This is a genomic window from Micromonospora sp. NPDC047812 (assembly GCF_040704175.1).
Classification (GTDB): Bacteria; Actinomycetota; Actinomycetes; order Mycobacteriales; family Micromonosporaceae; genus Micromonospora.
The window spans coordinates 167,288-193,687 of the sequence record NZ_JBEYRY010000004.1 but is presented as its reverse complement, the minus strand read 5'-3'; the positions used below and the strand labels follow the sequence as shown (position 1 = coordinate 193,687).

21 protein-coding genes are annotated in these 26,400 nt (G+C 72.4%); 16 read left to right on the top strand and 5 right to left on the bottom strand.

The features are described 5' to 3' along the window. Positions 1 to 344 precede the first annotated feature (344 nt). Together AB0883_RS18715 and AB0883_RS18710 are read left to right on the top strand one after the other, a co-directional pair. A complete protein-coding gene (locus AB0883_RS18715) occupies positions 345 to 968 on the top strand; it encodes an alpha/beta fold hydrolase (RefSeq protein ID WP_366642651.1) in 624 nt (207 codons plus the stop codon). Positions 969 to 1,096: 128 nt separating this feature from the next. Further along, a complete protein-coding gene (locus AB0883_RS18710; RefSeq protein WP_366642423.1) occupies positions 1,097 to 1,873 on the top strand; it encodes an NAD-dependent deacylase in 777 nt (258 codons plus the stop codon). Between the two features lie 52 nt (positions 1,874 to 1,925). On the opposite strand, the gene AB0883_RS18705 is transcribed toward AB0883_RS18710, so the two are convergent. The 3 genes from AB0883_RS18705 to AB0883_RS18695 form a co-directional block, all read right to left on the bottom strand. Continuing rightward, the gene (locus tag AB0883_RS18705; protein ID WP_366642422.1) at positions 1,926 to 2,876 is read right to left on the bottom strand and encodes a tetratricopeptide repeat protein; all 951 of its coding nucleotides are present in this window, start codon (positions 2,874 to 2,876) and stop codon (positions 1,926 to 1,928) included. Between the two features lie 81 nt (positions 2,877 to 2,957). After that, positions 2,958 to 3,116, bottom strand: a complete 159-nt coding sequence (locus tag AB0883_RS18700) for a hypothetical protein (RefSeq protein ID WP_366642421.1) — start codon at positions 3,114 to 3,116, stop codon at positions 2,958 to 2,960. Then, positions 3,113 to 3,403: a hypothetical protein gene (locus tag AB0883_RS18695; RefSeq protein WP_366642420.1), complete on the bottom strand. Its 291-nt coding sequence runs from the start codon at positions 3,401 to 3,403 to the stop codon at positions 3,113 to 3,115. Before AB0883_RS18695 ends, AB0883_RS18700 begins: the two co-directional genes overlap by 4 nt. 261 nt (positions 3,404 to 3,664) lie before the next feature. On the opposite strand from AB0883_RS18695, the gene araB reads away from it, so the two are divergent. From araB to AB0883_RS18630, 13 genes are all read left to right on the top strand, one after another. Continuing rightward, on the top strand, positions 3,665 to 5,350 hold the full coding sequence (gene araB / locus AB0883_RS18690) for a ribulokinase (RefSeq protein WP_366642419.1): 1,686 nt from the start codon (positions 3,665 to 3,667) through the stop codon (positions 5,348 to 5,350). Then, positions 5,347 to 6,030, top strand: a complete 684-nt coding sequence (locus AB0883_RS18685; RefSeq protein ID WP_366642418.1) for an L-ribulose-5-phosphate 4-epimerase — start codon at positions 5,347 to 5,349, stop codon at positions 6,028 to 6,030. Before araB ends, AB0883_RS18685 begins: the two co-directional genes overlap by 4 nt. 104 nt (positions 6,031 to 6,134) lie before the next feature. Then, positions 6,135 to 7,133: an ABC transporter substrate-binding protein gene (locus AB0883_RS18680; RefSeq protein ID WP_366642417.1), complete on the top strand. Its 999-nt coding sequence runs from the start codon at positions 6,135 to 6,137 to the stop codon at positions 7,131 to 7,133. Positions 7,134 to 7,222: 89 nt separating this feature from the next. Continuing rightward, the gene (locus AB0883_RS18675; RefSeq protein WP_366642415.1) at positions 7,223 to 8,764 is read left to right on the top strand and encodes a sugar ABC transporter ATP-binding protein; all 1,542 of its coding nucleotides are present in this window, start codon (positions 7,223 to 7,225) and stop codon (positions 8,762 to 8,764) included. Next, positions 8,761 to 9,831, top strand: a complete 1,071-nt coding sequence (locus AB0883_RS18670) for an ABC transporter permease (protein ID WP_366642414.1) — start codon at positions 8,761 to 8,763, stop codon at positions 9,829 to 9,831. Before AB0883_RS18675 ends, AB0883_RS18670 begins: the two co-directional genes overlap by 4 nt. Continuing rightward, complete coding sequence (gene yjfF, locus AB0883_RS18665; RefSeq protein WP_366642413.1) at positions 9,828 to 10,820, top strand: galactofuranose ABC transporter, permease protein YjfF; 993 nt, start codon at positions 9,828 to 9,830, stop codon at positions 10,818 to 10,820. Before AB0883_RS18670 ends, yjfF begins: the two co-directional genes overlap by 4 nt. Before the next feature lie 26 nt (positions 10,821 to 10,846). Next, entirely contained in the window at positions 10,847 to 12,349 is a 1,503-nt protein-coding gene (gene araA, locus AB0883_RS18660) for an L-arabinose isomerase (protein ID WP_366642412.1), read from the top strand. Between the two features lie 57 nt (positions 12,350 to 12,406). Continuing rightward, entirely contained in the window at positions 12,407 to 14,491 is a 2,085-nt protein-coding gene (locus AB0883_RS18655) for an RICIN domain-containing protein (protein WP_366642411.1), read from the top strand. Between the two features lie 187 nt (positions 14,492 to 14,678). Beyond that, a complete protein-coding gene (locus AB0883_RS18650) occupies positions 14,679 to 15,668 on the top strand; it encodes a LacI family DNA-binding transcriptional regulator (RefSeq protein WP_366642410.1) in 990 nt (329 codons plus the stop codon). A gap of 152 nt (positions 15,669 to 15,820) precedes the next feature. Next, positions 15,821 to 17,419: a beta-1,3-glucanase family protein gene (locus tag AB0883_RS18645; RefSeq protein WP_366642409.1), complete on the top strand. Its 1,599-nt coding sequence runs from the start codon at positions 15,821 to 15,823 to the stop codon at positions 17,417 to 17,419. A 183-nt stretch (positions 17,420 to 17,602) separates the two neighbouring features. Then, positions 17,603 to 18,769, top strand: a complete 1,167-nt coding sequence (locus AB0883_RS18640) for a CoA transferase (protein ID WP_366642408.1) — start codon at positions 17,603 to 17,605, stop codon at positions 18,767 to 18,769. Between the two features lie 264 nt (positions 18,770 to 19,033). Next, the gene (locus tag AB0883_RS18635) at positions 19,034 to 21,586 is read left to right on the top strand and encodes a DUF4118 domain-containing protein (protein ID WP_366642407.1); all 2,553 of its coding nucleotides are present in this window, start codon (positions 19,034 to 19,036) and stop codon (positions 21,584 to 21,586) included. Continuing rightward, positions 21,583 to 22,266, top strand: coding sequence for a response regulator (locus tag AB0883_RS18630; RefSeq protein ID WP_366642406.1), 684 nt, complete (start codon positions 21,583 to 21,585; stop codon positions 22,264 to 22,266). The genes AB0883_RS18635 and AB0883_RS18630 overlap by 4 nt, the downstream gene beginning before the upstream one ends. Positions 22,267 to 22,347: 81 nt before the next feature. On the opposite strand, the gene AB0883_RS18625 is transcribed toward AB0883_RS18630, so the two are convergent. After that, positions 22,348 to 23,691 carry a glycosyl hydrolase family 18 protein gene (locus AB0883_RS18625; protein ID WP_366642405.1) on the bottom strand — a complete coding sequence of 448 codons (1,344 nt, stop codon included), beginning with the start codon at positions 23,689 to 23,691 and terminating at the stop codon, positions 22,348 to 22,350. A 224-nt stretch (positions 23,692 to 23,915) separates the two neighbouring features. Here AB0883_RS18625 and AB0883_RS18620 point away from each other — a divergent pair, with 224 nt between their 5' ends. Further along, positions 23,916 to 24,275 (top strand): hypothetical protein, encoded by a 360-nt coding sequence (locus tag AB0883_RS18620; RefSeq protein WP_366642404.1) that lies wholly within the window; start codon positions 23,916 to 23,918, stop codon positions 24,273 to 24,275. Between the two features lie 56 nt (positions 24,276 to 24,331). Here the strand turns inward: AB0883_RS18620 and AB0883_RS18615 are convergent, their stop codons facing one another. Continuing rightward, on the bottom strand, positions 24,332 to 26,200 hold the full coding sequence (locus AB0883_RS18615) for an adenylyl cyclase (protein WP_366642650.1): 1,869 nt from the start codon (positions 26,198 to 26,200) through the stop codon (positions 24,332 to 24,334). Between the last annotated feature and the right edge of the window lie 200 nt (positions 26,201 to 26,400).

Sequence of the window (26,400 nt, the reverse complement as noted above, 5' to 3'; positions counted from 1 at the left end):
TTCCCATTTCCGTATCCCGTTGCGGCGATTCCGCCGGCCGGTCGGGGACGATGTGCAGGTCGGCGGTCCGCCCTCGACGCCCGCCGGCCCGCGTACCGGGAAAGGGCACCGGCGTGAGCCGGTGAAGTGCGCACTTTCGAATAAGCCCGTGTCGTTCCCGGCGCCGGGTTCGACGACGGGAACCGCCCGCACCCGGCCCTCCCCACGGTCGGGGGCGACGCCTCGCCGGCCCCGGCGATACGGTGTGGCGCGTGGACGAGTCGAACATCGGGGCGTTGCGGGCCGTCACGGTCGACGGAGTGGCCCTGGCCTACCGCGTCGCCGGCGACCCGACCGACCCACCCATGGTGCTGCTGCACGGCCTCGGCGAGGACGAACGCGACTGGCACGGCGTCCTGGCCGCGCTCGCCGCCCGGCACCGGGTGTACGCGCTGGACCTGCGCGGCCACGGCCGCAGCGACCACCCCGGCCGGTACTCGCTCGAGTCGATGCGCGACGACCTCGTCGGGTTCCTCGACGCGGTGGAGGTCGAGCGGTGCGTGGTGATCGGTCACTCCATGGGTGGGGCCGTGGCGATCCTGCTCGCCGAGGCCGCCCCGCACCGACTCACCCACCTGATCCTGGAGGACGTGGCGGTACCCCGACCGGGCGCTCTCGAACGGCCGCCCCTGCCCCCGCCGGACGCGCCCACGCCGTTCGACTTCGCCGCCGTCAACGCCATCCGCGCCCAGCTCAACGACCCCGACCCGGCCTGGTGGGAGCGTACCGACGCCGTCGACGTGCCGACCCTGGTGGTCGGCGGCGGCCCGGACAGCCCCATCCCGCAGCAACTGCTCGCCGAGATGGTCGACCGGATGCCCGACGCCACCCTCGTCACGATCCCGGCCGGGCACGACGTGCACGCCAGCCGGCCGGCGGAGTTCCTGGCCGCGGTCGACGGCTTCCTCGCCGCCCGCGCCCGGCACTGAACCGCCCGACCCGTGGCGCCCGACCGCCCGGGCCGCAGCCGGCGAGCCGTCCGGTGCTGCCCTGTCGGACCGGCACGGAGACCGCACTAGTCTTGCCCGGCGGGTCCGGGTCGAAGGGAGCAGGTCAGATGGGGCAGCGGTCGGTGCGGGAGGCCGCGGCGCTGTTGGCGCAGGCTCGGCGCGTCGTGGTCTTCACCGGCGCGGGCGTCTCCGCGGAGAGCGGCGTGCCGACCTTCCGCGACGCCCTCACCGGCCTGTGGCGCAGCTTCGACGCACAGCGGCTCGCCACGCCGGAGGCCTTCGGCGACGATCCCGCGCTGGTCTGGGGCTGGTACGAGTGGCGACGCGCCACCGTGCGGCGGGCCCGCCCGAACGCGGGCCACGTGGCCGTGGCCGCGATCGAGGCACGCGTCCCCGGCACGGTCGTCGTCACGCAGAACGTCGACGACCTGCACGAGCGCGCCGGCTCGGTCGCGCCGATCCACCTGCACGGCAACCTCTTCGCGCCGCGCTGCTCGGCCTGCGCCCGTCCGGCGCCGGTGCCGGACGAGGCCGCGGAGGAGCCGGGTGAGGGCCGGCGTGTGCCCCCGCCCCGGTGCGCGCGCTGCGCCGGCCCCGTCCGACCCGGGGTGGTGTGGTTCGGTGAGGCGTTGCCGACCGCCGCGTTGGAGGCCGCCGTGGAGGCGGCGTCCACCTGCGACCTGTTCGTGACCGTGGGCACCTCGGGCCTGGTGTATCCCGCCGCCGAGATCCCGCAGGTGGCTGCCCGCTTCGGCGCCACCGTGCTTCAGGTCAACCCGCAGGAGACGCCCCTGGACGCCGTGGCGGACGTGAACCTGCGCGGCCCGGCCGCCCAGGTGCTTCCCGCCCTGGTGCACGCCGCCTGGGGCACCGACCCGGCGTGACGACGCGCGGGAGCGTCCGGTGCGGCAGACCGCCCGGCCGGCGCCCGCCGGGTCAGGAGGGCCGGCGCATCCCGAGCTGGTCCAGCCAGCCGTCCACGTCGAATCCCTGGGCCTCGGCCCGGTCGAGCCACTCGGCGGCGCGGGTCGGATCGGTGGGCACGCCGGAGCCGAGCAGATACATCACCCCGAGGGTGGCCGTGGCCCGCGGGTTCCCGGCGTTCGCCGCCCGTTCGTACCAGCTGGCGGCGGCGGCCTCGTCCCGGGGGAAGCCCCGCCCGCTGGCGTACCCGGCCGCGACGTTGTACAGGGCGCGGGGGTGCTCGCGCTCGGCGGCGCGCAGCAGCCACTGCCGCGCCGCCGCCTCGTCGCGCGCCACCATGTCCCCGGTGTCGTGCAGCACGTGCAGCTCGAACATCGCGTCGGCGTTGCCGGCCTCGGCGGCCTGCCGGTGGTACGCGACCGCCGCCTCGCCCTCGCCCAGCAGGTAGTGCACGATGCCGGACCAGTAGCGTGCCTCCCCGGTCGGGTCGTCGGCGCGCAGCGGCTCCAGCAACGTCAGCGCGTACCGCCCGACCCGGTCCACGGCCTCCCGGCCGACGGCGGCGAACAGGTACGCGCCCTGGCGGTTGCCGTGCCCGGCGGCCTCGGCGAAGCAGCGCAGGGCCGCGTCCAGGACGTCGTTCCCGCTGGTGGGGAACGGGTGCGGCGACGGCCACGTTGGCGGCTGCGCGACCGGCAGGTCGAGCAGCCGGCGTCCCAGGGACACCCACACGTCGGTCCGGCCGGCCCGCGCGGCGGCCAGGTAGCCCCGGAGCAGCACCTCGTACGCCTGGACCGGCAGGATCCCGATCATCACGTCCCCGCGGACGATCCGGCCGTCGATCTCCCGGCACAGTCCTTCGAGGTATGCGGCGTCGAGCGGGTCGGCGGCCGTCACCCGTTCGGCCTCGGCGAGCAACACGTCACCGGGGGTGGACGGGGCGGTGGCAGGGGTCAGGGTCACGTCGACACCCTACTGTCGGGCGTCCACGCGTCCGCGCACCCGTCCCGGATGCCTGCCCGGGCGGGATCTGTCACACAACCGTCATCCGCCCGAGGCATGACCGCGCATCCCGGCCGGCAGGTTGGGCTGAACGGGAGCGCACGCCCGCGTGGGGCGCGGGTCGAGGGCCTTCTCCAGGTAGGGGGCGGCGGCGATGCCCGGACGCCGGCGCTGGATCCGGTCGACGGACGCCTCGGTCACACCCGGCTCCACCGCTGGTTGGCGTTGCCGTGACAGTCCCAGATCAGCGTCCGGGTGCCGTTGGCGGTGTTGGCGTCGTCGACGCCGTGGGAACGGCGCCATGCCCCTGTCCGGGCGCTGCGGTCTTCCTGCGGACCGGCCGGTCGCCCGTGGCCCCCGACCGACCGGGTGTCGGTCGGGTCGTTCGTCCTCCCGGCCTGCTGCTCGACCTCCGCGCCGCCGCGCGCCGCCGCGCGGTGGCCGGTTCCTGCGCGGTAGCTGCGGGCCGACGCGTCGATGGCGAACATGTTATCGCTGACATCAGGCTGTGTAAATGCATTCGGGCCGGACGCCCTCGACCGGTCGACGGTCCGCTGCGGCTGCCGGTTCGCCTTCTTTCGTTGGTGAGGTTAGGCGCGTCAGCGGCGGCGTGGTGGTCGGCGGGAGGCCCTTGCGCGGGGAAGGGGCGTTCCGCCAATCGTCTCTGTTGCGGAGCCATTGCGCCGAGATATCTTGACGATGTTGGATGTGAGCGTTAACACTAGGCCCGTCGTCGTTCGGAGGTGGGCATGAGCAGTGTGGACGGTAGCGGGGACCGGTACGTGGTCGGAGTCGACTACGGCACCCTCTCCGGGCGGGCCCTGGTGGTCAGGGTTCGGGACGGCGCGGAGGTCGGGGGCGCGGTGCACGAGTACCGCCACGGCGTCATCGAGTCCGCGCTCCCCGGTGGCGGCCCCGCGCTGCCCCCGGACTGGGCCCTGCAGGACCCGGAGGACTACCGCGACGTCCTGCGGCACGCCGTCCCCGCCGCCGTGGCCGCCGCCGGGGTGGATCCGTCCCTGGTCATCGGGATCGGCACCGACTTCACCGCCTGCACCGTCCTGCCGACGCTCGCCGACGGCACCCCGCTGTGCGAGATCCCGGAGCTGCGCCACCGGCCGCACGCCTGGGTGAAGCTGTGGAAGCACCACGCCGCCCAGTCGCACGCCGACCGGATCAACGCGCTGGCCCACGAGCGGGGCGAGCCCTGGCTCGGCCGCTACGGAGGGAAGATCTCCGCCGAGTGGCAGTTCGCGAAGGCGCTGCAGATCCTGGAGGAGGACCCGGAGACCTACCGGCGCGCCGAGCGTTTCATCGAGGCGGCCGACTGGATCGTCTGGCAGCTCAGCGGCGAGGAGACCCGCAACGTCTGCACCGCGGGCTACAAGGGCATCCGGCAGGACGGTCGGTACCCGTCGGCGGACTACCTCGGCGCGCTCAACCCGGGCCTGGCCGACTTCGTGACCAAGCTGGACGGTCCGCTGCTGCCCCTGGGCGACCGGGCCGGCAGCCTCAGCGCCCGCGCCGCCGCCTGGACCGGGCTGCCGGCGGGCATCGCCGTCGCGGTCGGCAACGTCGACGCGCACGTCACCGCTGCCGCCGCCCAGGCACTGGAGCCCGGCCGGCTGGTGGCCATCATGGGCACCTCCACCTGCCACGTCCTCAACGGCACCCACCCGGCCGAGGTGCCGGGCATGTGTGGCGTCGTCGACGGCGGCATCAGCGCCGGCGCCTGGGGCTACGAGGCCGGCCAGAGCGGTGTGGGCGACATCTTCGGCTGGTTCGTCAGGCACGCCGCCCCCGCCGGGACGGACTCGCACGAGCGGCTGACCGAGTTGGCCGCCGCACAGCCGGTCGGCGCCCACGGGCTGGTGGCGCTGGACTGGTGGAACGGCAACCGGTCGCTCCTGGTCAACCACGACCTCAGCGGGCTGATCGTGGGGCTGACGCTGGCCACCAGGCCGCAGGACGTCTACCGGGCGCTGTTGGAGTCCTCGGCGTTCGGGACCCGGATGATCGTGGAGGCCTTCGTCTCGGCCGGGGTGCCGGTGACCGACCTCGTCGCCGCCGGTGGCCTCACCTCGAACCGGCTGTTGATGCAGATCTACGCCGACGTCATGAACCGCCCGCTGAGCGTCATCGGCTCCGCCCAGGGCCCGGCACTGGGATCGGCGATCCACGCGGCCGTCGCCGCCGGGGCGTATCCCACGGTCCGCGAGGCGTCGGCGGCGATGGGCCGGATCGACGAGGGCGTCTACCAGCCGGACCCGCACAACGTGCGGGTGTACGACGCCCTCTACGCCGAGTACCGCGCGCTGCACGACCACTTCGGCCGCGGCGCCGACGACGTGATGCTCCGCCTGCGGGCGATCCGGAACGCGGCCGTCGACGCGGCCGTGACGCAGACCGAGTCGGTCCTGGAGGTGGTCGGATGAACAGCGAGGTGGCCCGGCAGGTGGGCAAGCTGCGGGAGACCGTGGCGCGCCTGCACGGTGAGCTGACCCGCTACCAGTTGGTGGCGTGGACCTCCGGCAACGTCTCGGCGCGGGTTCCAGGTCAGGACCTCATGGTGATCAAGCCCAGCGGCGTCGACTACGACGACCTGGCGGCGGACACCATGGTCGTCTGCGACCTGAACGGGACCGTCGTCGACGGAGGCGGGGCCCCGTCCAGCGACACCGCCGCGCACGCCTACGTCTACCGCGCCATGCCCGAGGTCGGCGGCGTCGTGCACACGCACAGCAGCTACGCCACCGCCTGGGCGGCCCGGGGCGAGGCGATCCCGTGCTGGCTGACCGCCCAGGCCGACGAGTTCGGCGGGGAGATCCCGGTGGGGCCGTTCGCGCTGATCGGCGGGGACGACATCGGCAAGGGGATCGTCAGCACCCTGTCCGGGCACCGCTCACCCGCGGTGCTCATGCGCAACCACGGGGTCTTCACGATCGGCAGGGACGCCCGGGCGGCGGTGAAGGCCGCGGTCATGTGCGAGGACGTCGCCCGCACCGCCCACCTGGCGCGCGCCGTCGGGCACCCGCTGCGGATCGCCCAGCCTGACATCGACTCGCTGCACGACCGGTACCAGAACGCCTACGGCCAACGGCCGGTCAGCGGCTGACGGACCTCCCGACCGGCACCACCCCCTCTCGCACCGCACCCGCCACCACAACCGGACGCGCGCCCGCAGGCCAGTGCCCGGCTCACCCATCCCGAGGAGAACCGATGAGAACCAGGAGAACGGCACGCACCGTCATCGCGGTCGTCGCCACCGTGCTGCTCGCGGGCAGCGCGACGGCCTGCGGCAACAGCGACACCGGCGCCGGCGGCGACAGCGGCGGCGGTGACAGGGTCGTACTGGGCTTCTCCCAGGTCGGCGCGGAGAGCGGCTGGCGCACGGCGAACACCACCTCGATCAAGGAGGCCGCCGCCGCGGCGGGCATCGAACTCAAGTTCGACGACGCGCAGCAGAAGCAGGAGAACCAGATCAAGGCGATCCGGAACTTCATCCAGCAGAAGGTCGACGTCATCGCCTTCTCGCCGGTCGTCGAGTCCGGCTGGGACACCGTCCTGAAGGAGGCGAAGGACGCCGGCATCCCGGTCATCCTGACCGACCGGTCCGTCGACTCGGCCGACACGTCGCTCTACAAGACCTTTCTCGGCTCGGACTTCGTCAAGGAGGGCCGCCTGGCCGGCGAGTGGCTGGTGGAGCAGACCAAGGGCGCCAACGGCCCGGTGAACATCGTCGAGTTGCAGGGCACCACCGGCTCCGCGCCGGCCAACGACCGCAGGGAAGGCTTCGCCAAGGCGATCGCCGCCAACCCGAACCTGAAGATCGTCGCCTCCCAGTCGGGTGACTTCAAGCGGGCCGACGGCAAGCAGGTCATGGAGCAGTTCCTCAAGGCGACCCCCGACATCGACGTGCTCTTCGCGCACAACGACGACATGGGACTGGGCGCGCTGGAGGCGATCACCGCCGCCGGCAAGACCCCCGGCAAGGACATCCTCATCATCACCATCGACGCGGTGAAGGACGGCATGCAGGCCCTCGCCGACGGCAAGTTCAACTTCATCGCGGAGTGCAGCCCGCTGCTCGGCCCGCAGCTGATGGACCTGGCGAAGAAGGTCCACGCCGGCGAGGAGGTGCCGGTCCGGATCGAGACCGAGGAGACCACCTTCACGCAGGAGCAGGCCAAGGCCGTCTTGCCCGGCCGCAAGTACTGACCGACGCCGGGGCCGCCGTCCGGGCACGGCGACCCCGACCCGTCGCTCGCCCCTGTCCTACCGACACCATCCAGAAGAGGTCCGATGGGATGACGGATAGCCGTCCGGTCCTGACCATGACCGGGATCAGCAAGACCTTCCCGGGGGTACGCGCGCTGCACGATGTCGACTTCCGGCTGTTCCCCGGCGAGGTCCACGCCCTGATGGGCGAGAACGGCGCCGGCAAGTCCACCCTGATCAAGGTGTTGACCGGCGTCCACGGCATCGACGAGGGCACCATCACCCTCGACGGCGAGCAGGTCGCGTTCCGCGGCCCGATGCAGGCGGCGGCCTCCGGCGTGAGCACCGTCTACCAGGAGGTCAACCTCTGCACCAACCTGTCCGTGGCGGAGAACATCTTCATCGGCCGGGAGCCGCGCCGCCTCGGTGCCGTCCGGTGGGGCGAGGTGCGCAGGCGGGCACGGGAACTCCTGGCCCGGCTGGACCTCGACCTCGACGTCACCGCACAACTGGGAACGTACTCGCTGGCGGTGCAGCAGATGGTCGCCATCGCCCGGGCCATCGACGTACGGGCCCGGGTGCTGATCCTCGACGAGCCGACGTCCAGCCTGGACGCCGGCGAGGTCGCGCAGTTGTTCCGGATCATGCGGCAGTTGCGCGACGAGGGCATGGCGATCCTCTTCGTCACCCACTTCCTCGACCAGGTGTACAGCATCGCCGACCGCATCACGGTGCTGCGCAACGGCACGCTCGTGGGGGAGTACCGGACCGGGGAGCTGCCCCAGTTCAGCCTCGTCGAGAAGATGATCGGCAAGGAGCTCGACGTGCTGGAGCGCCTCGACGAGCAGCAGCGACGGACGGCCGTCGTCCGGTCCGGCGAGGCTCCGTTGGTGGAGGCGTCGGGCCTCGGCCGCAGGGGCGTCGTCGCTCCGTTCGACCTGCGGATCCACGCCGGCGAGGTGGTCGGGCTCGCCGGGCTGCTCGGCTCCGGCCGCACCGAGGTGGCGCGGCTGCTCTTCGGCGCCGACCGCGCCGACCACGGCAAGGTCGTCGTCGACGGCGGCGCGACGACGTTGCGCAACCCCGTCCACGCCATCGACCGCGGCGTCGGGTTCTGCTCGGAGAACCGCCGCGCGGAGGGCATCGTGCCCGAGCTGTCGGTGCGGGAGAACATGATCCTCTCGATGCAGGCCGCGCGCGGCTGGCTGCGACCGGTTCCCCGCCGACGCCAGGACGAGCTTGTCGAGAGGTACGTCAAGGCGCTCGGCATCCGGCCGGCGAACCCGGACCTGCCCGTCCGTAACCTCTCCGGTGGCAACCAGCAGAAGGTGCTCCTGGCGCGCTGGCTCATCACCGAGCCGCGCCTGCTGATCCTCGACGAGCCCACGCGCGGGATCGACATCGGCGCGAAGGCCGAGATCCAGAAGCTGGTGGTGCGGCTCTCCGACGGCGGTATGGCGGTGCTGTTCATCTCCGCCGAGTTGGAGGAGGTGCTGCGGCTGAGCCACCGCGTCGCCGTGATGCGTGACCGGACGATGGTGGCCCATCTCGACAACGACGGCAGCCTCGACGCCGACCGCGTCATGCAGACCATCGCGAGTGGCACCGGCGGCGCGGAGGTCCACCGGTGAACACCGTCGCCGCCCGCCTCCGGCCGCTGGCCGGCCACCGGCTGTTCTGGCCCGCGCTCGTGCTGGCGGTCATGGTCGCCGCCAACACGATCCACCGACCCGGCTTCCTCGCCATCGAGGTCAAGAACGGGCACCTCTACGGCACCCCGGTCGACATCCTCCGGCTGAGCGCCCCGCTGATCCTTGTCGCGCTGGGCATGACCCTGGTGATCGCCACCGGCGGGATCGACCTGTCCGTCGGCTCGCTCTGCGCGACGAGCGGCGCCATCGCCTGTCTCCACATCAGCCAGGCGCCCGACCAGGACAGCCCGTCCACCGTGTTCACCGCGCTGGCGCTGGCCTTCGGCGCCGCGCTCGTGCTCGGCGCCTGGAACGGGGTGCTGGTCGCCGTCATCGGCATCCAGCCCATCATCGCCACGCTGATCCTGATGGTGGCCGGCCGGGGGCTCGCGCAGCTGGTCACCGAGGGGCAGATCATCACGATCAACTCCGGTCCGTACCGCGCGATCGGGCTCGGGCACTTCCTGACCCTCCCGCTGGCCGTCTTCATCGCCCTGGGGGCGGCCCTGCTCATCGCCGCGTTCACCCGTCGCACCGCGCTCGGCCTGATCGTCGAGTCGGTCGGTGGCAACGCCGAGGCGAGCCGGCTGGCCGGCATCCGCTCCAGCCGCGTCATCTTCCTGGTGTACGTGGTCAGCGCCGCCTGCGCCGCGGTCGCCGGGTTCATGATGACCGCCAACGTCTCCAGCGCCGACGGTAACGCCGCCGGCCTCTGGGTGGAGCTCGACGCGATCCTCGCGGTGGTCATCGGCGGCACGTCCCTCGCCGGCGGCCGGTTCTCCCTCGGCGGCACCATCCTCGGCGCGCTGATCATCCAGACCCTCACCACCACGGTCTACGCGATGAACATCTCGCCACAGACGTCGCTGCTGTTCAAGGCGGTCGTGGTCATCGCCGTCTGCCTCATCCAGTCGCCGGCGTTCCGGGCCAGGTTCGGCCGCCGCCGGGGCGGGGCCACGCCCGGGCCGACGGTGCCACGGCGGGAGAAGGCGCAGGTGCCGTCATGAGCAGCACGTCTCTGACCACCGCCCGTGGCCGACATCCCCGCGTGCCCCGACGGCACGTCCCGGTCCTGGCCACCCTCGCCCTGCTGCTGGTCATGTACGGCGTCGGCGTGTCCCAGTACCGGGCGTTCTCCAACGCGCAGGTCGTCCTCAACGTCTTCATCGACAACGGCTTCCTGCTGGTCGTCGCGGTCGGCATGACCTTCGTGATCCTCACCGGTGGCATCGACCTGTCGGTCGGCTCCGTCGTCGCGATGACCGCCATGGTGTCGGCGTCGCTGCTGCAGAACGGGGTGCCCGCGGCCCTGGTGCTGCCCGTCGCGCTGCTGATCGGCCCGACACTCGGGTTCCTGATGGGCTGCGCCATCCACTTCTTCGAGATCCAGCCGTTCATCGTCACCCTCGCCGGGATGTTCTTCGCCCGGGGCATGTGCACGTTCATCAGCGACGCGTCCATCCCCATCACCGACGGCTTCTGGACGGCGGTCTCCCAGGAGCGCATCGGCGACCCGCGCGGCAACTTCGTGTCGGTCGTCGTGCTGATCGCGTTCGCGGTGGTGCTCATCGCCGCGTACGTGCTGGCGTACACCCGCTTCGGCCGCAACGTGTACGCCATCGGCGGCAACCCCCAGTCGGCGCTGCTGATGGGCCTTCCGGTCGGCCGTACCCGGATCGCGGTCTACACGGTCAGCGGGCTCTGCTCGGCCATCGGCGGCATCCTGCTGTCGTTCTACACGCTCTCCGGCGCACCGCTGATCGCCGTCGGCATGGAGCTGGACGTGATCGCGGCGGTCGTCATCGGCGGCACCGTGCTCACCGGCGGTTCCGGCTACGTGTTCGGCACCGTGCTGGGTGTGCTGGTGCTGGGCGTGATCCAGACCCTGATCACCTTCGACGGGAGCCTGAACTCCTGGTGGACGAGGATCGTCATCGGTGGCCTGCTCTTCGCCTTCATCCTCCTCCAACGTCTCATCGGCATCCGCCTCAAGTGACCGCCCATCTCGCGGAAGGCAACCGCATGGCAACGCACCCGCAACCCGAGGTCTGGTTCCTCACCGGCAGCCAGGGCCTGTACGGCGAGGAGACCCTCCGGCAGGTCGCCGACCAGTCCCGGCAGATCGCCGCGCAGCTCGACGACTCGCCGGGGATCCCGGTCCGGGTGGTCTGGAAGCCCGTCCTGACCTCCAGCGCCGACATCCTCCGGGCCTGCCGGGACGCGGCAGCGCAGGGAGCCGTCGGGGTGATCGCCTGGATGCACACCTTCTCGCCGGCCAAGATGTGGATCGCCGGCCTGGACGCCCTGCGGACGCCGCTGCTGCACCTGCACACCCAGGCCAACGTCCTCCTGCCGTGGGACGAGATCGACATGGACTTCATGAACCTGAACCAGGCCGCGCACGGCGACCGCGAGTTCGGCTTCATCCAGACCCGGCTCGGCGTGGCCCGCAAGACCGTCGCGGGGCACGTGAGCGACCCGCGGGTGATCGCCCGGGTCGGCGCGTGGGCGCGCGCGGCGCTCGGGTACTCGGCGATGCGGTCGCTGCGGCTGGCCCGCTTCGGCGACAACATGCGCGACGTCGCCGTGACCGAGGGCGACAAGGTCGAGGCGGAGCTGCGGTTCGGCGTCTCGGTCAACACCTACGGCGTGAACGACCTCGTGGCGGTCGTCGACCAGGTGGCCGAGGCACGAATCGAGGAGCTGGTCAAGGAGTACGACGACACGTACCGGGTCGACCCGCAGCTGCGGCCCGGCGGGGCGCGACACGACGCCCTGCGGTACGCCGCGCGCCTGGAACTGGGCCTGCGCTCGTTCCTCGACGAGGGCGGCTTCCGGGCCTTCACCACGAACTTCGAGGACCTCGGCGGTCTGCGCCAACTGCCCGGCGTCGCGGTGCAGCGGCTGATGGCCGACGGCTACGGCTTCGGCGGCGAGGGCGACTGGAAGACCTCCGTCCTGGTCCGCACGCTCAAGGCGATGGCGGTCGGCGTCCCGGGCGGGACCTCGTTCATGGAGGACTACACCTACGACCTCACCCCGGGCGACGAGCTGGTGCTCGGCGCACACATGCTCGAGGTCTGCCCGACGATCGCCGGCGACACCCCGACCGTGGAGGTCCACCCGCTGAGCATCGGTGGCCGGGAGGACCCGGTGCGCCTGGTGTTCAGCGCCGCTGCGGGCCCGGCGGTGGTGCTCGGCATGGCGGACCTCGGGGACCGTTTCCGCCTGGTGGCCAACGAGGTGGACGTGGTGGCGCCGCCGCGCCCGCTGCGGAGACTGCCGGTGGCCCGGGCGGTCTGGCGGCCCCGCCCGCACCTGGCGGGGTCGGCGGAGGCGTGGATCACCGCCGGCGCGCCCCATCACACCGTGCTGTCGCAGGCCGTGGGGGTCGAGGAGCTGTACGACCTGGCCCAGATGACCCGTACCGAGCTGGTGGTCATCGACGCCGGCACCCAGCCCCGCCGCTTCGCCGACGAGATCCGGTGGAACCAGGCGTACTACCGCCTCGCCCGGGGGCTCTGAGCCGAAACGGATCGACGAACCGGTGGTCCCGGTCCCGTCGTCTCTCGAAGGAGGATCATGGTCGGCATCGGTGGATCCACCCGCGCCGCGTCACGGCGTCGGGGGTCGTTGTTCCGGCTCGCCGCCGTCGCGGTGGCGGTGCTGGTGGGCGGCGCGCTCGCCGCGGTGTCCCCGTCGCCGGCGTCGGCGGCGACGGTGGACACGAATGCGTGGTACGTGTTGGTGAATCGCAACAGTGGCAAGGCGTTGGATCTGTACAACATGGCCACGGGCGACGGTGCGCGGATCACCCAGTGGTCGCGTAACGACGGGAACTGGCAGCAGTGGCAGTTCGTCGACTCCGGTGGCGGCTACTACCGGTTGAGGTCGCGCCATTCGGGCAAGGTGCTCGACGTCTACAACTTCTCCACCGCCAATGGCGCGAGCATCGTGCAGTGGGCCGATCACAACGGGACCAACCAGCAGTTCCGGCTGGCCGATTCGGCGGGTGGATACGTGCGGTTGGTCAACCGGAACTCGAACAAGGCGATGGAGGTGCAGAACGCCTCGACCGCCGACGGTGGCAACGTCGTGCAGTACGACGACTTCAACGGCAGCCACCAGCAGTGGCAGCTGGTCCGCGTCGGCGACGGCGGAGACCCCGGCGGCACCTTCACCAACCCGGTCGTCTGGCAGGACTTCGCCGACGTCGACATCATCCGGGTCGGCGACGTCTACTACATGTCCGCCTCCACCATGCACTACTCGCCCGGCGCCCCGGTCCTGCGGTCGTGGGACCTGGTGAACTGGGAGTTCGCCGGGCACTCGGTGCCCCGGCTGGACTTCGGCGCGAAGTACGACATGGCAGGCGGCAGCCACGGGTACGTGGACGGCATCTGGGCCTCCACGCTGAACTACCGGCCGAGCAACCGGACCTTCTACTGGGCCGGCTGCATCGACTTCGCCCAGACGCACATCTACACCGCGTCCGCCGTCGACGGCACGTGGAGCCGGCACGCGACCATCCCCAACTGCTACTACGACGCCGGGATGCTGATCGACGACAACGACACCATGTACGTCGCGTACGGCAACGGCGCGATCAGTGTGGCGCAGTTGTCGGCCGACGGGCGCACCCAGGTGCGGGCCCAGCAGGTGTACCAGACGCCGTCGAACATCGGCACGCTGGAGGGGGCGCGCTTCTACAAGCGCAACGGCGCGTACTACATCTGGCTCACCCGCCCCGCGAACGGCCAGTACGTGCTGAAGTCGACGAGCGGCCCGTTCGGCCCGTACGAGCAGCGGCAGGTGCTGCTCGACATGGCGGGTCCGATCGTCGGCGGTGGTGTGCCGCACCAGGGCGGGCTCGTGCAGACCCAGCACGGCGCGTGGTACTACATGGCGTTCACCGACGCCTACCCGGGTGGTCGGATGCCGACGCTGGCCCCCGTCACCTGGACCAGCGACGGCTGGCCGCAGGTGCAGACGGTGAACGGCTCCTGGGGCGTCAACTACCCCAACCCGCTGCCGCCGCGCCCGGTCAAGCCGCTCACCGGGACCGACACCTTCGCCGGCACCGCCCTCGGCGTCCAGTACGAGTGGAACCACAACCCGGACGACAGCCGGTGGTCGGTGGACAACGGGCTGCGTCTGCAGACCGCGTCGGTGACCGACGACCTCTACCGCGCGCGCAACACGCTGACCCACCGGATCCAGGGTCCGACCTCGACGGGCACCATCGAGCTGGACTACTCCGCCATGCGCGACGGCGACCGGGCCGGCTTGGCGATGCTGCGTGACACCTCGGCGTGGATCGGCGTCAAGCGGGACAACGGGGCCGCCCGCGTGGTCATGACCAATGGCCTGACCATGGGCAGCGACAACTGGAACACCACCGGCAGAGGAACCGAGATCGCCGGCGCCCCGGTGTCCGGCGGGCGGATCTGGTTGCGGGCCAACGCCGACATCCGGCCCGGCCCGGGTCGTCAGGCCAGGTTCTCGTACAGCACCGACGGGGTCACCTTCGTCCCGCTCGGCAACGCCCTGACCCTCAACAACGCCTGGCAGTTCTTCATGGGATACCGGTTCGGCATCTTCAACTACGCCACGCGGTCCACCGGCGGCACGGTGACGGTGCGTCGATTCGCCCTGACGACGCCGTGACGTGGGCCGGCGGTGCCGCTGGCGTAGACTGTCGGCGTTCCGGCCTCGGCCAACCGGCACGCCCGTCGGCGTGCCGGCGGCGAGGGTGATCTCGTACCACGAAGGCCGCTCCCGTCGTCGTCGGACGTGGCGCAGCCGCCGGACGGGGCGGGCGGGGGAAGGCGAGGTGGCCGTGCGCGGTCCTGCGATGACGGACGTGGCTCGCCTCGCAGGCGTCTCCCACCAGACGGTGTCCCGGGTCCTCAACGGACACCCCAACGTGCGCGAGCAGACCCGGCTGCGGGTCCAGGCGGCCATCGCGGAGCTCGGCTACCGGCCCAACCGCGCGGCCCGGGCGCTGGTCACCGGCCGGTCCCAGGTGATCGGCGTGGTAGCGCAGAACACCACCCTCTACGGTCCGGCCTCGCTGCTGGCCGCCCTGGAACAGGCGGCCGCCGAGGCGGGGTTCGCGGTCAGCGTCGGCAGCGTGAGCGACCTCGACCACCAGTCCATCTCCGCGGCGGTGGAGCGGCACCTCGCGCACCGGGTCGCCGGCATCGTGGTGATCGCGCCGGTCGAGTCGGCGGGGGAGGCCCTCGAACGGCTCCCCAAGGACGTCCCGTTGGTCACCGTCGACGGCGACCCGCGCCGCCCGGTGCCCCTGGTGACCGTCGACCAGGTCGCCGGGGCCCGAGCCGCCACGCAGCACCTCCTCGACGCCGGGCACCGGACGGTCTGGCATGTCTCCGGGCCGTCGGACTGGTTCGACAGCGCCGGCCGGATCGACGGATGGCGGGAGACGTTGCAGGCGGCGGGCGCGGAGTTGCCGCCGCTGCTTCCGGCGGACTGGTCGGCGGCAGCGGGGTACCGGTGCGGGCAGATGTTGGCCCGGATGCCCGAGGTCACCGCGGTCTTCACCGCCAACGACCATCTGGCGCTCGGTGTGCTGCGGGCGTTGCACGAGCACGGCCGGCGGGTGCCGGACGACATCAGCGTGGTGGGCTTCGACGACGTGCCCGAGGCGGCGTACTTCATTCCGCCGCTGACCACCGTGCGCCCCGACTTCGCCGCGGTCGCCCGGGCGAGCCTGGACCTGCTGCTGGCGCAGATGGAGTCCGGCAGCGCCGGCCCGCTGCGGCAGACGGTCGCGCCCACCCTGGTCGCCCGTCGCAGCGTCGCCGCCCCGCCGCGGCGCTGACCCGTCCGGCCGTCCCGCCGTCCGCAGGCGGCGCCCCCGGATCGGTGGGCGGGAGGCCGCATCGGCGTGTGTCTATTGACAGGAGGGCCGCCTCGGGCCGACGCTGAGAGAGCGCTCTCTCAGTCGTCCACCACCCCTGAGGAGGACCTTTCGTGAAGCTACGAAGAAGGCTGCTCGCCGCCGTGTCCGCGCTGGTCGCCGCCGTCCCGGTGACCCTCGCCGCAGCCCCCGCCCACGCCGTCGGGCCCGCGCTGCTGCCTGTCACGGTCACCAACAGCACCGGCCGCGGCGAAGCCGTCCACCTGTACGTGATCGGCGTGCAGCTGTCCAGCGGCCGCCTCGGCTACGTCAACCAGGGCGGCACCTTCGTCCCGTGGTCGGGCGGACAGCTCCCGCCGTCGCCCGCGCCGGACGCCTCGATCCCGGGCCCCGGCAACGGCGGCAGCACGACCATCCGGTTCCCGCGCGGGTTCTCCGGCCGCGTCTACTTCTCCTTCGGCGAGAAGCTGAAGTTCTTCCTCACCCCGGACGGCCTGGTCCAACCCGCGCCGTGGGCGGCCGGCGACGCCAACCGCGACATCCTGTTCGACTGGAGCGAGTTCACCTACAACGACGCCGGACTGTGGCTCAACAGCTCGCAGGTCGACATGTTCGCGGTGCCGCACGCGGTCACGGTGACCGGCGCCACCGGCGTCACCAAGCGCACCGGTGACGTCGTCGCGGGAGGCCGCAACGCGATCATCGAGGGCATCCGGTCCCAGCCGGGCTGGGCCAACACGGTCCACACCCGCTCCGACGGGACGGTGTTGCGGGTGCTCGCGCCCGGCAAGGCGGCCGGCGCCGGCCTGTTCAGCGCCACCTACCTGGACTCCTACATCGCGTCTGCCTGGAACGCGTACACGACCAGGACGCTGACCGTGGTGCCGTTCGCCGATCAGCCGAACACCCGTTACTTCGGGCGGACCTCGGGCAACGTCATGACCTTCACCAACAGCGCCGGCCAGGTGGTCGCCTCCTTCAACCGGCCCTCGTCGGCGAGCGTCTGGGGCTGCGACGGTGACCTGCCCGCCCCCAACGACCCGGTCGTCGGCCCGATCTCCCGGACGCTCTGCGCCGCGCTCAACCGGGGCACGCTCGGCACCATCGACACCCAGCCCAGCACCAACGCCGCCGAGTTCTACCGCAACAACCCGACGAACCACTACGCCCGCGTCATCCACGCCAACATGACCGACGGCAAGGCGTACGCCTTCGCCTTCGACGACGTCGGCGCGTTCGAGTCCCTGGTCCACGACGGCGACCCCCGCGCCGCCGGGATCGTCCTGAGCCCGTTCGGCGCCGGCGGCAGCGGACCGGGGAACCCCGGCGGCGCGGTACCCGTGCTGAGCAACTGGAACAACAAGTGCATCGACGTGCCGAACGCGAACTTCGTCGACCGCGCGCAGTTGCAGATGTGGAACTGCAACGGCACCGACGCGCAGAAGTGGACGTTCACCGGCGACACCCTGCGCAGCCAGAACAACAAGTGCATGGACGTCGACGGCGGCGCGACCGGCAACGGCGCGGTCGTCCAGCTCTACACGTGCAACGGTACGGGCGCGCAGCGGTTCACCCTGACCGCGGCCGGTGACCTGGTCAACGTCCAGGCCGGCAGGTGCGTCGACATCCGGGAGTGGAACAGCGCCGACGGCGCGAAGCTCCAGCTCTGGGACTGCGCGGGCACCGCCAACCAGAAGTGGCGCAAGGGCTGACCCGCTCGGCGGATGGCGGCGGTCCCGTCGCCATCCGCCCCGGCCCGGACCGCCGGGGCGACCGACGTCCGTCGCGTCCGCTGTGCCATCGTGGTGCTGCCGTCGGACGTGCCGGACGCCGGCACCCGGCAGGTGCCACGACGCCCCGCGCCGGCCGTGGCGTCGACGGGAAGGGGAGCGGCGATGGGGGAGCAACTGTCCGGACCGCTCAGCGGCGTCCTCGTCGCCGACTTCTCGCGGATCCTCGCCGGACCGTACGCGACCATGCTCCTCGCCGATCTGGGCGCCGAGGTGATCAAGGTAGAAGGGCCCGGCGGGGACGACACCCGGGCCTGGATGCCGCCCATGCGCGAGGGCACCTCCACCTACTACCTCGGCGTCAACCGCAACAAGCGGTCCATCGCCCTCGACCTCGCCGACCCCGACGACCTGGAAGTCGCCCGGGAACTCGTCCGCCGCGCCGACGTCATGATCCAAAACTTCCGGCCCGGCGGGCTGCGGCGCTTCGGCCTCGACTACGACAGCGTCGCCGCCGTCAACGAGCGGATCGTCTACGCCTCGATCAGCGGGTTCGGCGCCGGTGCCGGTGCCAACCTGCCCGGCTACGACCTCGTGGTCCAGGCCGCGTCCGGCCTGATGAGCCTCACCGGCGAGCCGGACGGCCCGCCCTACAAGGCCGGGGTCGCCGTGTTCGACGTGATCGCGGGCCTGCACGCGGCCGTCGGCATCCTCGCCGCCCTGCACCACCGCGACCGCTGCGGCGACGGCCAGCACGTCGAGGTGGACCTGCTCTCCTCCGCGCTGTCCGGCCTGGTCAACCAGACCAGCGGCCACGTCGCCGGCGGCGCGACGCCGTTCCGGATGGGCAACGGGCACCCGAGCCTGTTCCCGTACGAACCGCTGCCCACCGCCGACGGCGACCTCGTCGTCATCGCCGGCAACGACGGCCAGTTCCGCAAGCTGTGCCAGGTCCTCGGCCTGCCCGAACTGCCCGACGACCCCCGGTTCGGGCGCAACCAGGACCGCACGGTCAACCGGGAGGCACTGCGGCCCCTCCTGGTCGCGCGACTGGTGCGGCGGACCCGCGACGAGTGGTTCCGGGACCTGCGCGCGGCGGGCGTGCCGTGCGCCCCGATCAACACGGTCGCCGGGGGCGTCGACCTGGCCCGGGAACTCGGGCTCGACCCGGTGGTCACCACCGGCGGCGTGCCCGGCATCCGCCACCCGATCGGCCTCACCGCCACCCCGGCGCGCTACGACCTGCCGCCGCCCGGGCTCGACGAGCACGGCGACGAGATCCGCAACTGGCTGGCCGGCGGATCACCGCCCGCCACGCCTGCCGGGCGGTGATCCGGTAGGCGGTCGCAGGTGAGCGGCGTCACGCCGGAGCCCGGCCGCGTGAAGAAGGCGTCAAGAAGCGCGTCGCCGCCGTAATGATCGCGTGATGACCCCTGTCCCTCGCGAAGCCGTGCGGTCGGCGAACTCGATGGCGTCGACGGCCGGCGTCCCTACTGCAACCGCCGACGGCGTGGAATGGGCCGGCGCGCCCCACCCCACCCCACCCGTGGTCCGGTCCGACGACCGGCCGGGCCGGTGATCAGGGAGGATGTCCACGTGCCCAGGGGAGAACTGCGCATCTACCTCGGGGCCGCGCCCGGCGTCGGCAAGACGTACGCGATGCTGGAGGAGGCCCGGCGGCGCGCCGGGCGCGGCACCGACGTGGTGGTCGGCCTGATCGAGACCCACGGCCGCGCCCAGACCGCCGCGATGGTCGGCGACCTGGAGGTGTTGCCGCGTCGGGTGGTGACCTACCGAGGAGCCGCGTTCACCGAGATGGACCTCGACGCGGTGCTGGCCCGCCGGCCCGAGGTCGCCGTGATCGACGAGCTGGCCCACACCAACGTGCCCGGCTCCCGGCACGAGAAGCGCTGGCAGGATGTCCAGGAACTCCTCGACGCCGGCATCAGCGTCCTGTCGACCGTCAACGTCCAGCACCTCGAATCGGTCAGCGACGTCGTCGCGCGCATCACCGGCACCACCCAGCGGGAGACGGTGCCCGACGCGGTGGTCCGCGCCGCCGGGCAGGTCGAGCTGGTCGACATGACCCCGGAGGCGCTGCGCCGCCGGATGGCCCACGGCAACATCTACCCACCCGACCGGATCGACGCGGCCCTCGGCAACTACTTCCGGATCGGCAACCTCACGGCCCTGCGCGAGCTGGCCCTGCTGTGGCTGGCCGACAAGGTCGACGAGCAGCTCGGCGCGTACCGCGCCCAGCAGGGCATCTCCGAGACCTGGGAGGCCCGCGAGCGGGTGGTGGTGGCGCTCACCGGCGGGCCGGAGGGCGCGACGCTGGTCCGCCGTGCCGCGCGGGTCGCGGCCCGCAGCAAGGGCGCGGACCTGCTCGCCGTGCACGTCGCCCGCAGCGACGGGCTGGCCGGCGCCGACCCGGCGCAGCTCGCCCGGCAGCGTGTCCTGGTGGAGAGCCTCGGGGGCACGTACCACCAGGTGCTCGGCACCGACATCCCGGCGGCGCTGCTCGACTTCGCCCGGGGCGTCAACGCCACCCAGCTGGTGCTCGGCGCGAGCCGGCGCGGGCGGTTCGCGCAGCTCTTCTCCCGCGGCGTCGGGGTGACCACCACGGCGCTGTCCGGGCCGATCGACGTGCATCTGGTCACCCATCCGCAGGTGGGACGGGGGCGGCGCGGCGCGGGCGTGCCGGCCGCGCTGTCGCGGCGGCGCCGGCTGCTCGGCTTCGGCCTCGCCGGGCTCGGCATGCCGCTGCTGACCGTGCTGCTGCGGGCGCTGCCGGACCTCAGCCTCACCAACGACATCCTGCTCTTCCTCACCGTCGTCGTCGGGGTCGCGCTGGTCGGCGGGCTGTGGCCGGCGCTGGTCGCCGCGCTCGGCGGCTTCCTGCTGCTCAACTGGTTCTTCACGCCCCCGTTCCGGACGCTGACCATCGCCGAGGCCGACAACCTGCTCGCCCTGGGCGTCTTCGTCGCCGTCGCCGTCGCCGTCAGCGGGGTCGTCGACGTCGCGGCGCGGCGCACCAGGGAGGCCGCGCGTGCCTCCGCCGACGCGCAGACCCTGGCCACGGTGGCCGGTGGCGTCCTGCGCGGCGAGCGGCCGCTGCCCGCGCTGCTGAACCGGCTGCGCGAGACGTTCGGGCTGCGCGCGGTCAGCGTCCTCGAACTCGTGGCCGACGCCGGGGGGCGGCCGGGGCGGGCCAGCGAGGACGAGGCGTGGCGGATCGTGGCCAGCGTCGGCGAGGACCCGGCGGGCAACCCGGGCGCGGGCGAGACGGCCGTGCCGGTGGACGACCGGCTCACCGTGGTGCTCTCGGGCCGGCGGCTGGAGGCGGCGGACCGGCGCGTCGTGGAGGCGTTCGCCGCCCAGGCCGCTGTCGCGCTGCGGCAGGAACGCCTCGCCGACGAGGCGGCCAGCGCCCGGCCGCTCGCCGAGGCCGACCGGATGCGTACGGCGCTGCTCGCCGCGGTCAGCCACGACCTGCGTACGCCGCTGGCCTCGGCGAAGGCCGCGGTGAGCAGCCTGCGCAGCCCCGACGTCGAGTTCGACGCTGCCGACCGCGAGGAGCTGCTGGCCACCGCCGACGAGTCCCTGGACCGGCTCGGCCGGCTCGTGGCGAACCTGCTGGACATGAGCCGCCTCCAGGCCGGTGTCCTCGGCGTGACCCGCGTGCCGCTCGGGTTGGAGGACGTGGTGCCCCGGGCCCTGGACGAACTGGGTCCGGCGGCCGCCGACGTCAGCACCGACATCCCCGCCGACCTGCCCGCCGCCACCGCCGACCCGGGGCTGCTGGAACGGGTGCTGGTCAACATCGTCGCCAACGCGCTGCGGCACAGCCCGCCCGGGCGGCCCCCGGCCATCACCGCCAGCGCCCACGCCGGGCAGGTGGAGTTGCGGATCGTCGACACCGGCCCCGGCATCCCCGAGGACCAGTGGGAGCACGTCTTCCTGCCGTTCCAGCGCCTCGGCGACCGGGACAACGCCACCGGCGTCGGTCTCGGCCTGGCCCTGTCCCGTGGTCTCGCCGAGGCCATGGGTGGCAGCATCACCCCCGAGACCACGCCCGGGGGCGGTCTCACCATGGTGCTGCGGTTGCCCGCCGCCACCCCGAGCGTCGCGGAGGGGCAGCAGGAATGACCCGCATCCTGGTCGTCGACGACGAGCCGCAGATCGTCCGCGCCCTGCGGATCAACCTACGGGTCCGGGGCTACGACGTGCAGGCGGTCGCGACCGGCACGGCGGCGCTCAGGGCCGCCGCCAGCGACCCGCCCGACCTGGTGGTGCTCGACCTCGGCCTGCCCGACATCGACGGGGTCGAGGTCATCCGGGGCCTGCGGGGCTGGACGCACGTGCCGATCATCGTGCTCTCCGGCCGGGCCGGCAGCCAGGACAAGGTCGCGGCCCTGGACGCCGGCGCCGACGACTACGTCACCAAGCCCTTCGGCATCGACGAGCTGCTCGCCCGCATCCGTGCCGTGACCCGGCGCCTGCACGTCAGCGCCGACGCGGCCACCGCCACGCTGCGGGTCGGCCGGCACACCGTCGACCTCGCCGCCCGCACGGTCACCCGCGACGACGGCGCCGACGTCAGGCTCACCCCCACCCAGTGGGGGGTGCTCGAACTGCTGCTGCGGCACCCGGGCAAGCTCGTCAGCCAGCGCCAGATCCTGCACGACGTCTGGGGACCGGAATACCAGGACGAGACCAACTACCTGCGCCAGTACCTGGCCCAGCTGCGCCGCAAGCTGGAGGACGATCCGGCCCGCCCGCGCCACCTGCTCACCGAGCCCGGCATGGGTTACCGGTTCCGGCCCTGAGCGTGGACCGGGCACCCGACCGCGCGGTCGCCCCCCCTGCCCGGGAGGAGGGGCGCGACCGCGCGGCCGGTCTCCGGCGGCTCAGCGGCCCTGGAGAGCCCTGACGTTGTCGCCGAAGGTCCAGCCCTTCGACCCGTCCCAGTTCAACGACCAGGTCATCAGGCCCTTCAGGCCGCCGCGGTAGGTGTTCCACGCCTGGGCGACCGTCGCCGGGGCCATGTGGCCGCCCCCGGCGCCGGGCTGCGCCGGCAGTCCGGGGACCTGCTTGTCGTACGGGACCCGGATGGTGGTGCCCTGGACGACCAGCCCGGCGTTGAGGCAGTCGGTCTGGGCGGTGAAGCCCTGCACGGTGCCGGCCGGGTAGGAGTCGCCGGAGCAGCCGTACATGCTGCCGTTGTAGTACTGCATGTTCAGCCACCAGAGCCGGCCGTTGTCGGCGTACCGCTTGATGATCGGCAGGTACGCGCCCCAGATGGAGCCGTAGGTGACGCTGCCGCCCGTGACGTACGCGGTCTCCGGTGCCATGGTGAGGCCGAAGCCCGCCGGCATCCGCGCGAGCACCCCGTCGATGATGCGGATGAGGTTCGCCTGCGACGGGGAGAGCTGGGAGATGTTCCCGCTGCCGGTGAGCCCGGTCTCGATGTCGATGTCGATGCCGTCGAAGTTGTACCGCTGCAGGATCGGCACCACGGTCGCGACGAAGCGGTCGGCGACGGCGGCCGAGCTGAGGTCGATCCCGGCGGTCGCGCCACCGATCGACAGGAGGATGGTCAGGCCGGCCGCCTTGGCGCGGCACATCTCGGCGGGGGTGGGCACCCTGACGGTGGCGTCCATCCCGTCCTCCCAGAGCACGGTGCCGTCGGCGCGGATCACGGGGAACGCCGCGTTGATCACGTTGTACCCGTGCGCGGGGATCCGGGAATCGGTGATCGGGATCCATCCCAGCGGCGGGTGGACGCCGTTCGCCGCGCCGTCCCAGTTCTCCCAGTAGCCCTGGAGCACCTTGCCGGTCGGCTTCGGCCTGCCGGCGCAGGTGTCGGGGCCGGGCGGCGTGGGCGTCGCGGTGGGTGTCGGCGTCGGGGTGGGGGAGGGCCCCGACGTGGCGGTCGGGGTGGGTGACGGCGTGCCGCCGCCGTCGCAGGCGCCGAGGTCACTCCAGAGGGAGGGCGTCGCGGCGGGGTTCCAGCCGGCGCCCGGCGGGGGCGTGTGCGTCACCAGCGCCTGGTAGGAGCGCCCGGCGTAGCTGACCCGGCTGCCGGCGGCGTACGTGGTGCCCTCGGCCCAGGCCGGCGCGGCGCAGGTCGCGAAGGCGACGTCGGGGGCGGTCCTTGCGGCGGCGCGGCCCTCCACGGCGGGCACGGCCGCCAGGGCGGCGGTGAGCGCCGCGCCGGCCAGCAGCGCGGGCATCGTACGTCGAAGTCGCATGGCATTCCTCCTCGTCGATGGCGGGAGGCTATCAGTTAACTTTGTTAAATGTAAACGGTGGACCGAAGGCGGGGTGTGGGGCGAGCCGCCCCGGGGTCGCTGGCGACGACCGGAGGGATCCCGGTAAAAGTTTTCGCCGATATCGACAATGGTCTTGGAGCTAATCTCCGCGACGGGATACCCTCCTGTGGACCACCCGCCGTCCATCGTGGAGGAGATCGAGCATGCGCAAGTTGATGTCGGCGATCGGAGCCGGAGCGATGCTGACCGTGGGGCTGCTCGCCGGCGCCGGCCCGGCGCAGGCGGCGAGCTGCACGCTCGTGCAGTCCGAGATCTACAACGGGGCCAACATCATCGCCTGGTCGCAGGGCCTGCAGGGCTGCTCCGGCGACGTCTACTGGGAGATCCAGTCGGGCGACTCCGGCGGCTGGCAGGTCGCGCAGAGCGGCACCACGCACTATGCCAACGAGGTGCAGAGTTACTACGGCGACGTCGAGCTGCCGTGTTACCTGCGGGTCTACGCGAAGTTCGGCACCCAGGAGAAGCTGACCCAGCCCGCTCACAACAACAACTGCGCCGGCTGAGGACCGGGCCGGACGGGCGGGGTGCGCGCCCCGTCCGACCCGGTCTTCCGCGACGGCTACGGAGCCGGGTACCGCGTGAGGTAGACGGGTTCGCCGACCCGCGTCATGTCGGCCGCCGCGCCCACGCCGTTGACCACGTGGTCGATCGTGCCGGCACTCAGGTTCACGGTCATGACGTGGTGCAGCCTGACGCCCGGGGCGACGGGGACCTCGAAGCCGTTCTCGGTGTGGATCGACGGGTTGTTCTGGTTGAACACGTACACCCCGCCGCCGTGCAGCGTGTGGTGCCGCACCCGGTCGCCGACCTTGTACCCGGCCCAGCCCTCGACGGCGCCGTTCATCCAGTCGGCCTGCGTCGGCGGGTCGTACGGCAGCTCGTTCTGGTAGAGGATCGTCGTGCCGTGCTCGCCGTTCCAGACCGTGTTGTACCGCTGGAAGTGCTCGACGAACAGGCCGGTGGCCGTCACGTGGTCACCGTTGATGACAGCGCCGTAGTGGCCGGTGTTGGTCCGCCAGCGGTCGGTGTCGCCGTTGACGCCCTCGGTGAAGCCCTCGATTCCGTGGTCCCCGCGCCACACCCAGGTGTGGTCGATCAGGACGTGGTCGGCGTTGACCTCCAGTGCGGTGTGCGTCCTGCCGATGTGCGGCCCGCCGACGCGGAAGTACACGTCGGACAGCGTGATCGGGTTGCGCGCGGTGCTGGCGTTGCGGCCGTGCTCGCGCCCCACGCGCAGCAGCACCGGCGACTCGGTGGGGCCGGCGTCGACGGTGACCCCGGCGACGACCACGCCGGGCACGCCGGCGACGTCGAGCGGAACGGCGCCGTCGACGGCGGTCAGCGTGGCGTGGCCGATGCCGAGGACCACGGTGTCGGGCCGCTTGACCTCGATGCTGCGGGCGATGTCGTACACGCCGGGGGTGAGCAGCAGGTGCTTGCCGCGGGCGAGCTGACTGTTGATCACGTGCACCGGATCGGACGGCTTGGCGATGAAGAAGTCCCGGATGCCGATGGTGCGGCCCGGCGTCACGCCGTCGCCCCAGGAGACGCCCCGGCTGTCGCGCCGGACGGCGGGGACGCGGACCTGGTAGCGGCCCCGGTCGTCGACGAACAGGTACGGCTTCTCCCTGCTCACCGGCGTGGTGTCCAGCGTGGTGTACGGCGGGTCGGGAAAGTCGGCGTCGTCGGGAGCGCCCACGGTGCCCGCGAAGACCTGGTTCCACACCGCGTTGGACCAGCTCTCGACCTCGCTGTTGCGGGTCAGCCACTGCTGCTGGGAGCCGTTGGTGGTGGCGGGCAGCCGGGAGTCGGCGATGAAGCCGCCGCTGGCGTACTGCGGGCCGGCGGTGCAGTAGTCCATCAGCGACAGGCCGCCGCCGCTGATGTCGAGGCGGCGCATGGACACCGCCTGGGACACGGCCCAGAAGTTCGCCGAGGAACGGCAGCCGTCCTGACCGGTGGCGTTGATGGACAGTGACAGGTTGGACAGGGTGCGCCAGAAGTTGACCAGGGCGATGCAGTTGCCGGTCCCGCCGCCTTCGAGGCAGCGGTTGTAGGTCTCGATCTTGCCGTTGACGGTGACGTCGGTGGGGGAGGCGCCCAGGCCGGAGACCTCGGTGTAGTAGCCGACCCTCACCTGGAGGGGCTGCGCGGTGGTGCCATAGCTGCCGGGCTTGAAGAGGTACGCGTGCCGCGCGGTGCCCATCTCGGCGTCGACCTGTCGGGCGTGCGCCGCGTCGAGGGTCGCCTGGATCTCGGCGACCGGTGTGTCGGGATCGAAGATCGTCACGTTGGGCCCGAAATCAGGAGCGCCGTGGCGGGCCGGTCCGGCGGTGGCGGCCGTGCCGGTGCTGCTGGCGACCGCCGTCAGCACCAGGCCGAGGGCGAGCGTCCGGCGGAGCCGCCGTCGCGCGTCGGGGGACTGCATCCTCATCGTTCGTCCTCTCCGCCGGCCGGGACGGGTGCCGGGCTCGGCGACGTGGTGGGGGAGGTGTTCCGGCGCGGGCGCGGGTGGGCGCGCCGATGGCCGGCTCGCGGTCGTCGTCGACCTGCCTCGTGGGGCGGCGGCGGGGACAGCGCACCCGTGAGAGCGCTCTCTCGCCGCCGCGACTTCTATCACGCTGTGAA

Excerpts from the sequence above, each read along its gene's own strand:
- AB0883_RS18715 (WP_366642651.1), top strand. The coding sequence starts at position 345 with ATGGTGCTGCTGCACGGCCTCGGCGAGGACGAACGCGACTGGCACGGC.
- AB0883_RS18710 (WP_366642423.1), top strand. The coding sequence starts at position 1,097 with ATGGGGCAGCGGTCGGTGCGGGAGGCCGCGGCGCTGTTGGCGCAGGCT.
- AB0883_RS18695 (WP_366642420.1), bottom strand. The coding sequence starts at position 3,403 with ATGTTCGCCATCGACGCGTCGGCCCGCAGCTACCGCGCAGGAACCGGC.
- araB (WP_366642419.1), top strand. The coding sequence starts at position 3,665 with ATGAGCAGTGTGGACGGTAGCGGGGACCGGTACGTGGTCGGAGTCGAC.
- AB0883_RS18685 (WP_366642418.1), top strand. The coding sequence starts at position 5,347 with ATGAACAGCGAGGTGGCCCGGCAGGTGGGCAAGCTGCGGGAGACCGTG.
- AB0883_RS18680 (WP_366642417.1), top strand. The coding sequence starts at position 6,135 with ATGAGAACCAGGAGAACGGCACGCACCGTCATCGCGGTCGTCGCCACC.
- AB0883_RS18675 (WP_366642415.1), top strand. The coding sequence starts at position 7,223 with ATGACGGATAGCCGTCCGGTCCTGACCATGACCGGGATCAGCAAGACC.
- yjfF (WP_366642413.1), top strand. The coding sequence starts at position 9,828 with ATGAGCAGCACGTCTCTGACCACCGCCCGTGGCCGACATCCCCGCGTG.
- araA (WP_366642412.1), top strand. The coding sequence starts at position 10,847 with ATGGCAACGCACCCGCAACCCGAGGTCTGGTTCCTCACCGGCAGCCAG.
- AB0883_RS18655 (WP_366642411.1), top strand. The coding sequence starts at position 12,407 with ATGGTCGGCATCGGTGGATCCACCCGCGCCGCGTCACGGCGTCGGGGG.
- AB0883_RS18650 (WP_366642410.1), top strand. The coding sequence starts at position 14,679 with ATGACGGACGTGGCTCGCCTCGCAGGCGTCTCCCACCAGACGGTGTCC.
- AB0883_RS18640 (WP_366642408.1), top strand. The coding sequence starts at position 17,603 with ATGGGGGAGCAACTGTCCGGACCGCTCAGCGGCGTCCTCGTCGCCGAC.
- AB0883_RS18630 (WP_366642406.1), top strand. The coding sequence starts at position 21,583 with ATGACCCGCATCCTGGTCGTCGACGACGAGCCGCAGATCGTCCGCGCC.
- AB0883_RS18625 (WP_366642405.1), bottom strand. The coding sequence starts at position 23,691 with ATGCGACTTCGACGTACGATGCCCGCGCTGCTGGCCGGCGCGGCGCTC.
- AB0883_RS18620 (WP_366642404.1), top strand. The coding sequence starts at position 23,916 with ATGCGCAAGTTGATGTCGGCGATCGGAGCCGGAGCGATGCTGACCGTG.
- AB0883_RS18615 (WP_366642650.1), bottom strand. The coding sequence starts at position 26,200 with ATGCAGTCCCCCGACGCGCGACGGCGGCTCCGCCGGACGCTCGCCCTC.